The following is a 13,935-nucleotide window of genomic DNA, read 5'->3' as shown; positions in this document are numbered from 1 at the left end:
TCAAATACGCCCTTTCTTTTATGGAAATAGTACCTAATTTCTCTTTAAAAAAATACAATACTTTTGGCATTGAAGCCAAAGCAAAACAGTTTGTTGCCGTACATTCTGTGCAAGACTTGAAAACTATTTTACAAGAAAACAAATCACAGCAAACATTTATTTTAGGAGGTGGAAGCAATATGCTTTTGACACAAGATATTGATGCTTTAGTGATTCATATCGATTTAAAAGGCAAGAAAATTATTGAAGAAAACAATGATTTTGTTTGGGTCGAAAGTCAAGCTGGCGAAAGCTGGCATGAATTTGTACTTTGGACCATCGATCAAAATTTTGGCGGATTAGAAAACATGTCACTCATTCCTGGAAACGTAGGAACCACCCCGGTACAAAACATAGGTGCTTATGGCACGGAAATCAAGGACACCTTTGTTTCCTGCGAAGCAATGACCATAGAAAATCAGAAAATGAAAACCTTCTCAAAGGACGAATGTCATTTTGGATATCGTGAAAGCATTTTCAAAAATGAAGTAAAAAACCAATACATAATTACATCAGTTGTTTTTAAATTGACAAAAACAAATCATAAAATTAACACTTCTTATGGAGATATTTCGTCAGAATTAGCCAAAAACAACATTACAAATCCCACTTTAAAAGAGGTCAGTAATGCTGTAATTGCCATTCGACAAAGCAAATTACCTGACCCAAAAGTATTAGGAAATAGCGGTAGTTTCTTTAAAAATCCAATTGTATTAAAATCGGATTTCGAAAAAATTCATAAACGATTTCCTGAAATGAAATATTTTGATATTTCTGAAACCGAAGTAAAAGTTCCTGCAGGATGGCTAATCGAGCAAGCGGGTTTCAAAGGAAAACGTTTTGGTGATGCCGGAATACATAAAAATCAGGCTTTAGTATTAGTGAATTATGGCAATGCAACAGGGCAAGAAATTTTGAATGTTTCAAAGGACATTCAAGAGACTGTTTTTAAAACATTTGGTATTCATATCGAGGCCGAGGTAAATGTGATTTAGAGTACGATCACAGAAGTGGAAATTACAGTACAACAAATCTAAATTCTAAATTCGTTAATTTAAAATCACCATGTATATTCCTGACATCTACAAAAACGAGAATTCAGAGGAAATCAAAAAATTTCTTCAAGAAAACAGTTTTGGCATTTTAATCAATCAATCCAATGGAAAATTGTGCGCTACACACATTCCTTTGGAACTCGAAACGAATCAAGACGGCAAAGATATTTTGTACGGACACGTTTCTATCGAAAATCCACAATGGAAAGGTTTTACTGATAATGATCAAGTCCTAGCTGTATTTTCTGGACCTCACAGCTATATTTCTTCCTCTTGGTACGATCATGAAAATGTACCAACCTGGAATTATATCGCAGTTCATGTGTATGGAAAAATCAAAATTATTGAAGGAGATGGTGTCATTGAATCCTTAAAAAAACTAGTTGATAAGTACGAACAAAACTCGGAGAATCCTATTCGAATAGAAGATTTATCAAAGAAAACCATGATGCAGAGTCGCGGAATCGTAGCCTTTGAAATTGAGATAAAGGAAATTCAAGCAACGAGAAAAATGTCACAAAATAGAGATGCTAAGAACTATCAAAATATCATAACCGAATTAGAAAAAGTAAATACAGACCAGTCCATCGCTACTGCAAAAGAGATGAAAAAATGCCCCATGTAAATTGTTTCGAAATTCATAAATTTATAATTTACAATTCATAATTGTATTTCATACCTTTGCGCTTTCTTAAAAATAGGGAATTAAAATTATACTAAACTCCGATGCTTATTATCATTCTTTACTTTTTTATCTTTATTGTTGTTGTTCAAATTTCGTTTTATCTAGGTGTTTTTGGAAAATTTGCTTTTGCCAAAGCACAGAAAATAACACCAAAAAGAATCCCTATTTCAGTGATTGTATGTGCTAAGAACGAAGAAGATAATGTCCTTAATTTTATTCCGTTACTCGCGGAACAAAACTATCCTGATTTCGAAATTGTACTTATAGATGATGCATCAAGTGACAAAACTTTAGATGTTTTTGAAGGTTTTGAAAAGCAATATTCTAATGTACGTTTGGTAAAAGTAGAAAACAACGAAGCTTTTTGGGGAAACAAAAAATATGCGTTGACATTAGGAATAAAAGCCGCCAAAAAAGACTATTTATTATTCACAGATGCAGATTGTTACCCAACTTCAAAAGACTGGATAACCGCTATGAGTTCTCAATTTACCATGCAAAAAACAATTGTTTTGGGTTATGGTAAACATGAAAAAATCCCTAATTCGTTCCTGAATAAAATAATTCGTTATGAAACGTTATTAACCGCTATTCAATATTTTTCATGGGCAAAAATCGGACATCCTTATATGGGTGTCGGACGAAATTTAGCCTACAAAAAAGAAGAGTTTTTCAATGTAAACGGCTTCATTGAGCATATGCAAATTCGTTCTGGGGATGACGATCTATTTGTAAATCAAGCTGCAAAAGCTAAAAACACAACTATCGCCTACACACCAGAAAGTTTTACACTTTCTAAACCAAAAACTACATATAAAGATTGGCTGATCCAAAAAAGAAGACATATTGCCACGGCAAATTATTACAAACTTCTCGATAAATTACAATTAGGGACATTCTATTGTTCACAATTACTTTTTATATTATTACCCATATTGTTATTAGTCTTTCAATTTCAATGGATATTAGTTTTAAGTTTAATCGCATTACGTTATCTTGTGGCATGGATTGTGGTAGGATTCTCAGCAGGTAAACTGAAAGAAAATGATATTAAATTCTGGTTCCCTATCGTTGAAATAGTACTTATCTTAATACAAATCAATATCTTTATTACAAATATATTCTCAAAACCGGTACATTGGAAATAAACAAACAAATAGAAAAAGCAAAACAAGGCGATCAGGTTGCCTTTACTTTTCTATTGGACTATTATTGGAATGAAGTGTATGGTTTTATGCTAAAACGTACCGAAAATGAGACTACTGCTGAAGATATCACCATAGAAACGTTCTCGAAAGCATTTGATAAAATTGCCACTTATAACTCTGAATTCCAATTTAACACTTGGCTGATTGCAATTGCAAAAAACGTCCACATCGATTTATTACGAAAAAAGAAATCAAGTCTTTTTGTTGAAATCACTGATGAACAAGACCAGCAAGCCTACAATATTGCCGACACCACTCCATCTGCAGAGGATGAGCTGATTACCGAGCAAAATCTTTCCCGATTACTGCAATTCATCAAAGAATTGAAACCACATTACCAAGAAGTCATTCAGTTGCGTTATTTTCAAGAAATGAGTTACCAAGAAATTGCCAATAAAATTGATGAACCATTGAGCAATGTGAAGATTAAATTGCTTCGCGCCAAAAAACTTCTGGCAGAAATAATTCAAAATAAAAGGTAGCTTTATTTCAAACAAAACTACAAATCCCATCATTTAAATCCTTGTATATATTAGAAAAACTAGTTTTTTCGACTACATCAATTTATCTGCAATAGCAAAAACTCTACACCGCAATTTAATTACAGAGTCAACAATACTAGTCTTCCTTCGCTTTTAGGAAATCTATTTCAAACTCAACTTGGTTTCAAATATCTTTTTAAATGCAATTCCCTATTTATTATTCAAACACAAATATATTCATCAATTCGAATATACTTTTTTACGAATATCGAAACCAGAAAATAGTAATACAAACAATTAAGCAACACAAGAGTTAAATAAATAGACATAAATTAAATTTAATCAAAATTAATTATTAAATTTATATACTATAATTCCTATTTTATACGTTATAAAAGAAAAACACTTTTGCTTATGACTTAATTACTACTTAACCACTAAATCCATTACATTATGTCAAAACTAAGCATTTACGAGACCGGTTGGATTAACCTAGTTTTCCAAGATCGAAACAAAGAATATGGAGCGTATCAATTGCGTAAGGAAAGTACAAAAACAGGAATAACAGCACTTTTTATGGGTGTGTTATTTTTATCGGGAGCGTTAAGTATTCCTGTGATTTTAACCCATCTGAATCCCAATAAAAACATCACGATAGATATTCCTGAATTTACAAATACTGTCGTCCAAATTACTGACATAATTCCAAATCAGCTTAAAGAGAAAAAGACACTTCCTGAGGTAAAAGCTAAAGAAATTGATGTTCCAGTAAAAAGTGCACAGTTAGTAAATCCAGTAATTGTACAAGCTTCTCAAGCAAATCAGGATATTGCAAAAAACACAGACAATACTAGACTCATAAATACTACTACAGAAGGAACTGGAACTGTAGGCTTAAACCCAACTTCAGCTTCTCCAGGAACAGGAACTGATGCTATAACGCCTATAGATTTAGGAAATACGATTGTAAACAGCGGCACTTTAGACAAACTTCCTGAGTTTCCGGGCGGAATTAAAAAATTCTATAATTATGTGGGAAACAATTTTGAAAAACAAGAAATAGAAGCCAGCGGAGCTATTCGGGTATATGTTTCTTTTGTAATTGAAAGAGATGGAAGCATGACTGATATTCAAGTAAAAAGAGATCCAGGTTATGGCTTGGGGAAAGAAGCCATTCGAGTATTGAAATCCTTGAAAACGAAATGGTCTCCAGGAATGATTGATGGAAAAGCAGTCCGAACTGCTTATAATCTTCCCATCACTGTACAGATGAATTAAACAAAAAACTAGAAAAGCTTCAATTAATTTTGGAGCTTTTTTAATTTTACCATTATATCTTCCAACTACAAAAAGCACTAAATAGCCCAATAGTCTCGATACTTTGTGAGATATCCTCGTAGTCCCGACCCCGAAATATTGGGACGAGAGGAAGAGATAAGGACGAAAGCAGGACAACTATTCCTTATAACAATCCAATATTCTCTCCTAAAAATGACGATTTCTCTTTCATTAAATAAACAAATAAAGGAATCCACAAATAAAGTACATTCGTTATCTTTGCACTTTGAAAATTGATATATGGAAACTGTTTTAGAAAATACATTACCTACAGGAAAGCCAAAATGGTTAAAGGTAAAACTCCCAATAGGTCAAAAATATACAGAGCTTCGCGGCTTAGTCGATAAATATAGCTTGAACACGATTTGTACTTCGGGGAGCTGCCCCAATATGGGTGAATGCTGGGGAGAAGGAACGGCAACGTTTATGATTTTAGGAAATGTTTGTACACGTTCTTGTGGTTTTTGTGGTGTAAAAACTGGAAGACCGGAAACGGTGGATTGGGATGAACCAGAAAAAGTGGCGCGCTCTATCAAAATAATGAACATCAAACATGCCGTAATCACTAGTGTTGACAGAGATGACTTGAAAGATGGTGGTTCAATTATTTGGATTGAAACCGTGAAAGCTATTCGAAGAATGAACCCAAATACAACCCTAGAAACTTTGATTCCAGATTTTCAAGGCATCGAAAGAAACATTGATAGAATCGTTGAAGCAAATCCAGAAGTAGTATCTCATAATGTGGAAACAGTACGCAGATTGACTCGTGAAGTACGTATTCAAGCAAAATACGACCGAACTTTGGAAGTATTGCGCTACTTGAAAGAAAAAGGAATCAACAGAACAAAGTCAGGAATCATGCTTGGACTTGGTGAACAAGAAGAAGAAGTATACCAAACGATGCGCGATTTGCGTGAAGCAAATGTTGATATTGTTACGATAGGACAATACTTGCAACCGAGTAAAAAACACTTGCCCGTAAAGGAATTTATAACCCCGGAACAATTTGCAAAATACGAGCAATTTGGTTTAGAATTAGGGTTCCGTCATGTAGAAAGCGGACCATTAGTACGTTCCTCTTACAAAGCACAAAAACATATTCTTTAAAAAACTGATTCAGGTTTAAAGTTTAAAGTTGAGAAACTTTAAACCTGAAACTTTAAACAAAAAAAATCTTGAAAACAAGAATTGCCATAAACGGTTTTGGGAGAATTGGCAGGAATTTATTCCGATTACTTTTAAACCATCCTTCAATAGAAGTTGTTGCTATAAATGACATTGCTGATAAAAAAACAATGGCACATTTACTAAAATACGACAGTATTCACGGAGTTTTGCCATTTAAGGTTAGCGAGGACAAAAAAGGAATTCTCGTAGATGGAAATCATTTTTTATTTTTTCATGAAAAAAGTATTTCAAATCTAGATTGGAAAACCTTAGGCATTGATTATGTCGTGGAATCAACAGGAAAGCACAAGACTTTTGAAGAACTAAACGCTCATATTATTGCTGGAGCCAAAAAAGTAATTCTTTCGGCACCATCAGAAGTGGATACTATAAAAACAGTAGTGCTTGGGGTAAATGATAGTATTCTTGATGGTACCGAAACCATAATTTCGAATGCTAGTTGTACCACAAACAATGCAGCACCAATGATTAAAGTAATCAATGAACTTTGCGGTATAGAACAGGCGTACATCACTACCATTCACTCCTACACGACAGACCAAAGCTTACACGATCAACCACATAAAGATTTACGTCGTGCTCGCGGCGCGAGTCAATCTATTGTCCCTACAACCACTGGAGCGGCAAAGGCATTAACAAAAATATTTCCTGAATTTGATGGTAAAATTGGAGGTTGTGGCATACGAGTACCTGTTCCTGATGGGTCTTTGACTGATATTACATTTAATGTAAAACGTGCCGTAACCATAAATGAAATAAACGCAGCTTTTAAAATTGCCGCAGAAACAAATTTAAAAGGAATTTTAGATTATACCGAAGACCCAATTGTTTCTGTTGATGTAATTGGCAATAAAAATTCATGTATATTTGATGCTCAACTTACTTCTGTCATCGATAAAATGGTAAAAGTAGTAGGTTGGTACGATAATGAAATAGGTTATTCGTCTCGAATTATTGATTTAATTCTTTTAACAAAAAAATAAAACAACCCCAAGAAAAAACTCAGTTGTCAATGAAGTATTTTTTTGCTTTTATTGTTTTTTTTTACAGCTCACTCTATTCTCAGCCCAATGAGGAAGTAGATAGCACAGCATATTATAGCAGCATAAGCAATTCTAGTATTCAATCTAATAATTACAAAGAGGCTTTATTGTCTAGCCAAAAAGCCATACGTTATGCTACAAAAAAGAAAAATATTAAAGACCAAGCACAACAAACCTTCAATCTTGGGAAAATTTATTTTGATTTAGAAAAATACGATGATGCCATAGAAACGCTACTAAAAAGTGCTGCATTATTTTCTAATTTTGAGCCTAGTCAAGAGCACTCTACAACCTATTATTATATCGGCTTATGCTATATGCAAAAGGAAAATTATAATAAAGCTTCAATATACTTTGCGAGAGCAAAATCTATTAATGATAAGTTAAAAATTCCTGATGTTGCAGAGTTATTTAATCTTCAAAAAGGATTAATTTACAAATCTAAAAACAAGTTAGATTTAGCCTTGTATTCTTTTAAAATAATAATTGCAAAACCAGACAATCCCAATTTAATTAATACTAAAGCAGAAGCCTCTTACCAAATAGGAAAAATTGAAGCAAGCAGAAACAGAAACAACTTAGCTTTAAACTATCTAAACAAAGCGTTAGAATTAAACAATAAAACAAAAAATCTAGTACAAAAATCAAATATTTTGCTTGCCTTAAGTGATGTTTACGAAAAGACATTAGATAAAAATAATGCCTATTTGTATCTAAAACAGCATCTCAATTTAAAAGAAAGCATTACCATTTTAAATAACGAAAGACTTGGCATAGACGATTATCAAAAGTTCAAAGAATCTGAAAAATTAAAAGAAATTGCACAAGCAAATTATGAAAATAAGGAGCAAGAAAAAGCTAATAAATTTTCTAAATTAATCAGCATATTTGCAATTGCTTTAATTTCAATTTTATCATTATTAAGTTTATCCTTATACAAAAACAACATCATTAGAAATCAGTCTAATTTGCTATTGCAAGAGAAAAATAAAGAATTAGAGATTGCCAAAGACAAAGCAGAAAAAGCATCAAAAGCGAGATCCGAATTTTTATCAACAGTAAGCCATGAGCTTCGAACTCCGTTGAATGCTATCAACGGTATCGCCCATTTATTGCTAGAAGAAAATCCTCAGGAAAATCAAATGGACTATTTATCTTCTTTAAAATTTTCAGGAGACTACTTGACTAAATTTATTAATGAAATTTTAGAAATCAATAAAATTGACTCTCACAAATCAGAAATAGAATACATCAGTTTTAATTTAAAAAAATTATTAGAGGACATCAAGCATTCATTGAAAGAATTGGCTTTAGTAAACAACAACAATTTTACACTTGAAGTAGACCAGACTATTCCCAATTATTTGATTGGCGATCCCACAAAATTATCACAGATCATGCTAAACTTGATCAACAATGCCCTAAAATTTACAAAAAATGGGAACGTAACCGTTATAGCCAAACTTAAGACAGTAGATGATAAAAAAGCTACTTTATATTTCGAAATAACAGATACTGGAATAGGAATACCCGAAGACAAATTAGCAAGTGTTTTTGATAGTTTTTCACAGGGATCCATAGAGGTGAATCGCAAATATGGCGGAACAGGTTTAGGATTAACTATCGTAAAAAAATTAATAAAAATCCTTGGTGGGCATATCAAACTTAAAAGCACGCTAGGTGAAGGGTCATCATTTTCATTTGACTTAGAATTCGAAATAAGTCCACAACAGGAATCTCAAATGGAGAAAAAATCAATCATAAAATACGATTCTACTAAATTAATAAATAAAAAAATACTATTGGTTGAGGATAATAAGATCAACCAAATGATTACCAAGAAAATGCTGGATAAGAAAGGAATAATCTGCGAAATAATTGATAATGGTGAGGATGCAATCGATGTGTTAAAACATAACACGTTCGACTTAGTGCTCATGGATGTTCACTTACCTGGCATAAACGGAACTATTGCAACAGAAACAATACGAACATTTGACTGTACTACTCCTATTATTGCACTTACTGCCATCTCATTACACGAAAACAGAGACATGCTTTTATCGTTTGGAATGAATGAAGTAATTACTAAGCCCTTTGTGCCAGAGGAATTTTACAGTGTTATTGCTGGATATATTTAGAACTTAATAGTTTAAAATCAATTCCTTAATCAAGCTTCTTACCTTTGGTTCTGCTTCTTTAGCAGCTTCAAGAACTTCATCATGAGAGATTGTACCAATGCTTTCTTCGTTACCCATGTCTGTAATTACTGAAATACCAAAGGTTTCCAAATCCATGTGACGCGCCACAATTACTTCAGGAACAGTGGACATTCCCACACAATCAGCACCCAGAATTTTCACCATTTTGTATTCTGCCAAAGTTTCAAAAGTAGGTCCTTGTAAACCCAGATAAATTCCTTCATGAACTTCGATATTCAATTCTTGAGCAAGTTCAGTAGCTTTAGCAATCATTTTTCTTGAATACGGTTCACTCATATTTACAAAACGAGGACCAAAACGTTCGTCATTTTTTCCACGCAAAGGATGTTCTGGCGTCATATTGATATGATCTGTAATCATAACAATAGAACCTACTTTGTAACTTGGATTTACACCACCTGAAGCATTTGAAACTACTAATTTTTCCACGCCTAAAAACTTCATTACTCGCACTGGAAAAGTAACTTCGGTCATTGAATATCCTTCGTAGAAATGAAAACGGCCTTGCATAGCAACCACTTTCTTATCTCCTATCGTTCCAAAAACTAGCGCGCCTTTATGACCTTGAACAGTTGATACCGGAAAATTTGGAATTTCATGATACGGTAACGTATGTGCTACTTTCATTTCATCTGTAAAACTCCCTAATCCTGAACCTAAAATCACACCATATTCAGGTGTGAAATTGATTTTCTCTTGAATATAACTAACTGTATCTTGTACTTCTTCCCACATAATCTATAATTGTTTTATCAAAATTTTTACTTCCCGAAAGGAAAGAACTTTGTATTGGTAAATAAAAAAGTTGGTTTTTTGGCAAACTTCCTTTTAAACGTCCATAATCTTTCTCGGTTGTTATAATAATAGTGTTTTGAGCTAAATTTTTAATTTCTAGTAGGTCTTTTTCAGTAAAATAATGATGATCTGGAAAAGACAAACAGACGTCATTAGTGTTTTGTAAATAAGTAAAAAACGGTTCCGGTTTTGCAATTCCTGCCACTAATAATTTACTTGTTGATTGAATTTCGCTCACAGGTATCTTTTGGTTCTCTCCATAAACAAAACCTTCGTAGGCAATATAAGTAAAGTACACTTCTTGATTTTCAGATGCTTTTAATCGTTTTTTTATATCTTTTTGTTCGTCAAGCGAAAGGGTAACAGGACATTTAGTTACAACAATTACGTTGGCTCTTGCTGCTCCGCATCGGCTCTCACGCAAATTTCCAGTTGGTAACATAAAATCATCCGAATACAAATCACCATAAGAAGTTAGTAAAATATAAAAACCGGCTTTTACTTTACGATGTTGAAAAGCATCGTCAAGCAATATCACTTCTGGTTTCTCAGGTAGCGAAAGCAATTGTTGAATTCCATTTTTTCTATCGGCATCAACAGCAACTTGTATATTTGCAAATTTTTCAAAAAACTGAAAAGGCTCGTCCCCCAATAGAGCGGCGTTTGAGCTGGCTTCCGCCAAAACAAAACCTTTCGATTGTCTTTTATAACCTCTACTTAATGTGGCAACTTTATATGGATTCGAAAGTAACCGAATTAAATACTCTATTTGCGGTGTTTTTCCAGTTCCACCAACACTAAGATTTCCAACAGCAATAATAGGTAAGTCAAAAGAGTACGATTTTAAAATCCCTTTATCGAAAAGAAAGTTCCGAATACTCGTTATAAGGCCATATAAAATGGCAAACGGAAACAGTAATTTTCGCAGTAAATTCATTCTACGAAAGTAGAATAAATTATCTTTGATTTAAAATTTTGTTTGTTTTGTTTACTGTTTAAAGTTAATCAACATTAAACTTTAAGCCTAAAACTTTAAACTAAAAAATCATGAAAATTATAGAAATCATTTCCGTACTAGAAGAAATGGCACCACTAGCCTACGCCGAAGACTTTGACAATGTGGGTTTATTGGTTGGAGATCAAGAATCAGCAGCGACCGGTATTTTAGTTTGTCACGATGCATTAGAAAATATAATTGATGAGGCGATTGCAAAAAAATGCAATTTAGTTGTTTGCTTTCATCCAATATTATTTTCAGGTTTAAAAAAAATAACAGGAAGAAACTATGTGGAATGCGCCGTTATTAAAGCCATAAAAAATGATATTGCCATTTATGCCGTTCACACTGCTTTAGACAATCATCAAGATGGTGTTAATAAGATATTCAGCGATGCACTTGGATTAGTAGATACTAAAATCCTGATTCCAAAGCAACATTTCATTCGGAAATTAGTCACCTACACGATTCCTGAAAATGCCGAAGAAGTGCGAAATGCATTATTTGATGCAGGAGCGGGAAACATTGGGAATTATGAAAATTGTAGTTTTAATTCAAAAGGAATTGGAACATACATGGGAAATGAACATAGCAATCCACAAGTTGGCGAACGATTTGAGTTTGTGCAAGGAGATGAAATTAAAATCGAAGTTACTTTCGAAAAACATTTGGAAAACAAAATCCTGAAAGCTTTATTCAAAAGCCACGCATATGAGGAAGTAGCGTATGAGATTTATGAGTTGCAAAATCAGCATCAGAATATTGGTTTAGGAATGATTGGCGAATTGAAAAATCCCATGAATGAAAAAGAATTTTTGCTTTTTGCAAAAGAAAAAATGGAATGCGGAGGCATCCGGCATTCAAACTTTACAGGAAAAGACATCAAAAAAGTAGCCGTTCTTGGTGGAGCAGGAAGTTTTGCGATAAAGAGCGCCATTCAAGCCGGAGCCGACGCTTATTTGACTGCCGATTTGAAATATCATCAGTTTTATGAGGCCGAAAATAAGCTACTATTAGCCGATATTGGACATTTTGAAAGCGAACGGTATACAAAAAATTATATTGTTGAGTATCTTCGGAAAAAAATCCCTAATTTTGCAGTTATTTTATCAGAAGAAAATTCAAATCCAGTTAAGTACTTATAGAATATGGCGAATACGAAAGAATTAAGTGTTGAGGACAAGTTAAGAGCAATTTACGATTTACAACTTATTGACTCTAGAATTGACGAAATCAGAAACGTAAGAGGAGAACTTCCTTTAGAAGTAGAAGATTTAGAAGATGAAGTGGCTGGTTTAAGCACACGTTCAGAAAAATTGAAAAGTGAACTTGAAGTTATCGAGGATCTTATCAAGGTAAAAAAGAATGCAATTGATGAGCACAAAGAGGCTATCAAAAAATATACGAAACAACAAGAAACGGTTCGTAACAACCGAGAATTTAATTCGTTAACAAAAGAGGTTGAATTTCAAGAATTAGAAATTCAATTGTCTGAAAAACAAATTAAAGAAATGAAAGCTTCTATCGAACACAAGAAAGAAGTGATTGCAAATTCAAAAGAGAGATTAGAAGCTAAATCTAATCACTTGAAGCATAAAAAATCAGAGTTAGACGCTATCATGGCGGAAACTGCTAAAGAAGAAGCATTCTTAACTGAAAAATCAGCAGAATACCAAAGCTTGATTGAAGAAAGATTATTAGCAGCTTACACTAGAATAAGAACTAGCGTTCGTAATGGTTTAGCTGTAGTTTCTATTGAAAGAGGTGCATCAGCAGGGTCTTTCTTTACAATTCCACCACAGACACAAGTTGAAATTGCTTCTAGAAAGAAAATCATTACTGATGAACACTCCGGAAGAATATTAGTAGACAGCGTATTGGCTGACGAAGAAAAAGAGAAAATGGAACAATTGTTTTCTAAATTCTAATTACATTTAAGTCCCGATACACATCGGGACTTTTTTTTATGAAAAAAATATTATTTTTTATTTTCACTAAATCTATTGGAGCTTACATTAATACTCTGAGTTTTGTATTTCCAAGAAAGGCCTCGCAACTCGCGTATGCCTTTTTTAGTGAACCAAGAGAAGGTAAATTATCCAAAACAAATCTTCCAGAAATCCTACAAGAAGCTCAATCTGAAACTTTCAAAAACGGAGAACATTCCTTTCACACTTATACTTGGAAAGGAAATGATACTGTAATACTTCTAGTTCACGGCTGGGAAAGCAACGCTTCTCGCTGGGAAAATTTACTGCCGTATCTAAAAGAATCAGGAAGCACCATCATTGCCATTGACGGTCCGGCTCATGGATTATCAAGCGGAAAAGAATTCAACATTCCCCAATACGCTGAATTTATTCATGTTGCTGTGCAAAAATTCAAACCACAATATCTTATTGGTCATTCCATTGGTGGAAAAACTTGTTTGTATTACCAATCCGTTTATCAAAATGACATGCTAAAAAAAATGGTAATTCTTGGAGCTCCTAGTGATTTCAAGATTATCTTAAATAATTACATCACCTTATTGAGTTTGAATTCTAAAATTTCAAAATCATTGGAAGCTCATTATTTGAATAATTTCAAACTTAGCCTCGAACAATTTTCTAGCAAAACATTCGCCTCTAAAATAAATACAAAAGGACTAATCGCTCATGATATTGATGACACAGTTGTTTTGTTTGAAGAAGGAAAGAAAATTGCCGAAGCATGGGAAAATGTAATTTTCATTGAAACCAAAGGCTTAGGGCACAGTATGCATGATGATGAGTTGTATAAAAAAGTATCTGATTTTTTATTTAAAGCCGACAATTAAAATCAAATTGAAATAAAATCCTTTACCAATTTCTTAATTTTTCAAATAAACAAATAACCACA

Annotated in this window: 13 protein-coding genes; 11 read left to right on the top strand and 2 right to left on the bottom strand. The window is 33.2% G+C overall.

Translation table 11 applies throughout. The features are described 5' to 3' along the window. The first annotated feature begins 20 nt into the window (after positions 1 to 20). The 8 genes from murB (at position 21) to V5J73_RS03325 (ending at position 9,182) form a co-directional block, all read left to right on the top strand. On the top strand, positions 21 to 1,034 hold the full coding sequence (gene murB / locus V5J73_RS03360) for a UDP-N-acetylmuramate dehydrogenase (RefSeq protein WP_338647629.1): 1,014 nt from the start codon (positions 21 to 23) through the stop codon (positions 1,032 to 1,034). Positions 1,035 to 1,104: 70 nt separating this feature from the next. Beyond that, positions 1,105 to 1,719, top strand: a complete 615-nt coding sequence (locus V5J73_RS03355) for an FMN-binding negative transcriptional regulator (RefSeq protein WP_338647627.1) — start codon at positions 1,105 to 1,107, stop codon at positions 1,717 to 1,719. Positions 1,720 to 1,820: 101 nt separating this feature from the next. Beyond that, positions 1,821 to 2,927: a glycosyltransferase gene (locus V5J73_RS03350; protein WP_338647624.1), complete on the top strand. Its 1,107-nt coding sequence runs from the start codon at positions 1,821 to 1,823 to the stop codon at positions 2,925 to 2,927. Further along, on the top strand, positions 2,918 to 3,469 hold the full coding sequence (locus V5J73_RS03345; RefSeq protein ID WP_131915293.1) for an RNA polymerase sigma factor: 552 nt from the start codon (positions 2,918 to 2,920) through the stop codon (positions 3,467 to 3,469). The genes V5J73_RS03350 and V5J73_RS03345 overlap by 10 nt, the downstream gene beginning before the upstream one ends. Before the next feature lie 453 nt (positions 3,470 to 3,922). After that, positions 3,923 to 4,747 (top strand): energy transducer TonB, encoded by an 825-nt coding sequence (locus tag V5J73_RS03340; protein ID WP_338647622.1) that lies wholly within the window; start codon positions 3,923 to 3,925, stop codon positions 4,745 to 4,747. Positions 4,748 to 5,047: 300 nt separating this feature from the next. Beyond that, positions 5,048 to 5,917, top strand: a complete 870-nt coding sequence (gene lipA / locus V5J73_RS03335; protein WP_338647621.1) for a lipoyl synthase — start codon at positions 5,048 to 5,050, stop codon at positions 5,915 to 5,917. Between the two features lie 68 nt (positions 5,918 to 5,985). After that, positions 5,986 to 6,981 (top strand): type I glyceraldehyde-3-phosphate dehydrogenase, encoded by a 996-nt coding sequence (gene gap, locus V5J73_RS03330; RefSeq protein WP_338647620.1) that lies wholly within the window; start codon positions 5,986 to 5,988, stop codon positions 6,979 to 6,981. A gap of 29 nt (positions 6,982 to 7,010) precedes the next feature. Continuing rightward, a complete protein-coding gene (locus V5J73_RS03325; protein WP_338647618.1) occupies positions 7,011 to 9,182 on the top strand; it encodes a tetratricopeptide repeat-containing hybrid sensor histidine kinase/response regulator in 2,172 nt (723 codons plus the stop codon). Between the two features lie 3 nt (positions 9,183 to 9,185). Here V5J73_RS03325 and V5J73_RS03320 read toward each other — a convergent pair whose 3' ends face one another. Both V5J73_RS03320 and lpxK read right to left on the bottom strand, forming a co-directional pair. Then, positions 9,186 to 9,998 (bottom strand): purine-nucleoside phosphorylase, encoded by an 813-nt coding sequence (locus V5J73_RS03320; RefSeq protein ID WP_338647616.1) that lies wholly within the window; start codon positions 9,996 to 9,998, stop codon positions 9,186 to 9,188. Beyond that, on the bottom strand, positions 9,970 to 10,995 hold the full coding sequence (gene lpxK / locus V5J73_RS03315; RefSeq protein WP_338647614.1) for a tetraacyldisaccharide 4'-kinase: 1,026 nt from the start codon (positions 10,993 to 10,995) through the stop codon (positions 9,970 to 9,972). Before lpxK ends, V5J73_RS03320 begins: the two co-directional genes overlap by 29 nt. 110 nt (positions 10,996 to 11,105) lie before the next feature. Between lpxK and V5J73_RS03310 the strand changes: the two genes are divergently transcribed. Genes V5J73_RS03310 through V5J73_RS03300 form a run of 3 tightly spaced genes read left to right on the top strand, consistent with a single transcriptional unit; the run spans position 11,106 to position 13,873 of the window. After that, positions 11,106 to 12,200: a Nif3-like dinuclear metal center hexameric protein gene (locus V5J73_RS03310; RefSeq protein WP_338647612.1), complete on the top strand. Its 1,095-nt coding sequence runs from the start codon at positions 11,106 to 11,108 to the stop codon at positions 12,198 to 12,200. A gap of 3 nt (positions 12,201 to 12,203) precedes the next feature. Then, the gene (locus tag V5J73_RS03305) at positions 12,204 to 12,983 is read left to right on the top strand and encodes a zinc ribbon domain-containing protein (protein WP_338647611.1); all 780 of its coding nucleotides are present in this window, start codon (positions 12,204 to 12,206) and stop codon (positions 12,981 to 12,983) included. A gap of 38 nt (positions 12,984 to 13,021) precedes the next feature. Next, complete coding sequence (locus V5J73_RS03300; protein ID WP_338647610.1) at positions 13,022 to 13,873, top strand: alpha/beta fold hydrolase; 852 nt, start codon at positions 13,022 to 13,024, stop codon at positions 13,871 to 13,873. Positions 13,874 to 13,935: the final 62 nt, after the last annotated feature.

The organism is Flavobacterium sp. KS-LB2 (assembly GCF_036895565.1).
In the GTDB taxonomy this organism is placed as follows: Bacteria; Bacteroidota; Bacteroidia; order Flavobacteriales; family Flavobacteriaceae; genus Flavobacterium.
This window is presented reverse-complemented; position numbering and strand designations above follow the sequence as displayed.

What these genes read in the sequence shown, in the direction of transcription:
- murB (WP_338647629.1), top strand. Translation starts at nt 21, where the DNA reads ATGGAAATAGTACCTAATTTCTCTTTAAAAAAATACAATACTTTTGGC.
- V5J73_RS03355 (WP_338647627.1), top strand. Translation starts at nt 1,105, where the DNA reads ATGTATATTCCTGACATCTACAAAAACGAGAATTCAGAGGAAATCAAA.
- V5J73_RS03350 (WP_338647624.1), top strand. Translation starts at nt 1,821, where the DNA reads ATGCTTATTATCATTCTTTACTTTTTTATCTTTATTGTTGTTGTTCAA.
- V5J73_RS03340 (WP_338647622.1), top strand. Translation starts at nt 3,923, where the DNA reads ATGTCAAAACTAAGCATTTACGAGACCGGTTGGATTAACCTAGTTTTC.
- lipA (WP_338647621.1), top strand. Translation starts at nt 5,048, where the DNA reads ATGGAAACTGTTTTAGAAAATACATTACCTACAGGAAAGCCAAAATGG.
- V5J73_RS03325 (WP_338647618.1), top strand. Translation starts at nt 7,011, where the DNA reads ATGAAGTATTTTTTTGCTTTTATTGTTTTTTTTTACAGCTCACTCTAT.
- V5J73_RS03320 (WP_338647616.1), bottom strand. Translation starts at nt 9,998, where the DNA reads ATGTGGGAAGAAGTACAAGATACAGTTAGTTATATTCAAGAGAAAATC.
- lpxK (WP_338647614.1), bottom strand. Translation starts at nt 10,995, where the DNA reads ATGAATTTACTGCGAAAATTACTGTTTCCGTTTGCCATTTTATATGGC.
- V5J73_RS03310 (WP_338647612.1), top strand. Translation starts at nt 11,106, where the DNA reads ATGAAAATTATAGAAATCATTTCCGTACTAGAAGAAATGGCACCACTA.
- V5J73_RS03305 (WP_338647611.1), top strand. Translation starts at nt 12,204, where the DNA reads ATGGCGAATACGAAAGAATTAAGTGTTGAGGACAAGTTAAGAGCAATT.
- V5J73_RS03300 (WP_338647610.1), top strand. Translation starts at nt 13,022, where the DNA reads ATGAAAAAAATATTATTTTTTATTTTCACTAAATCTATTGGAGCTTAC.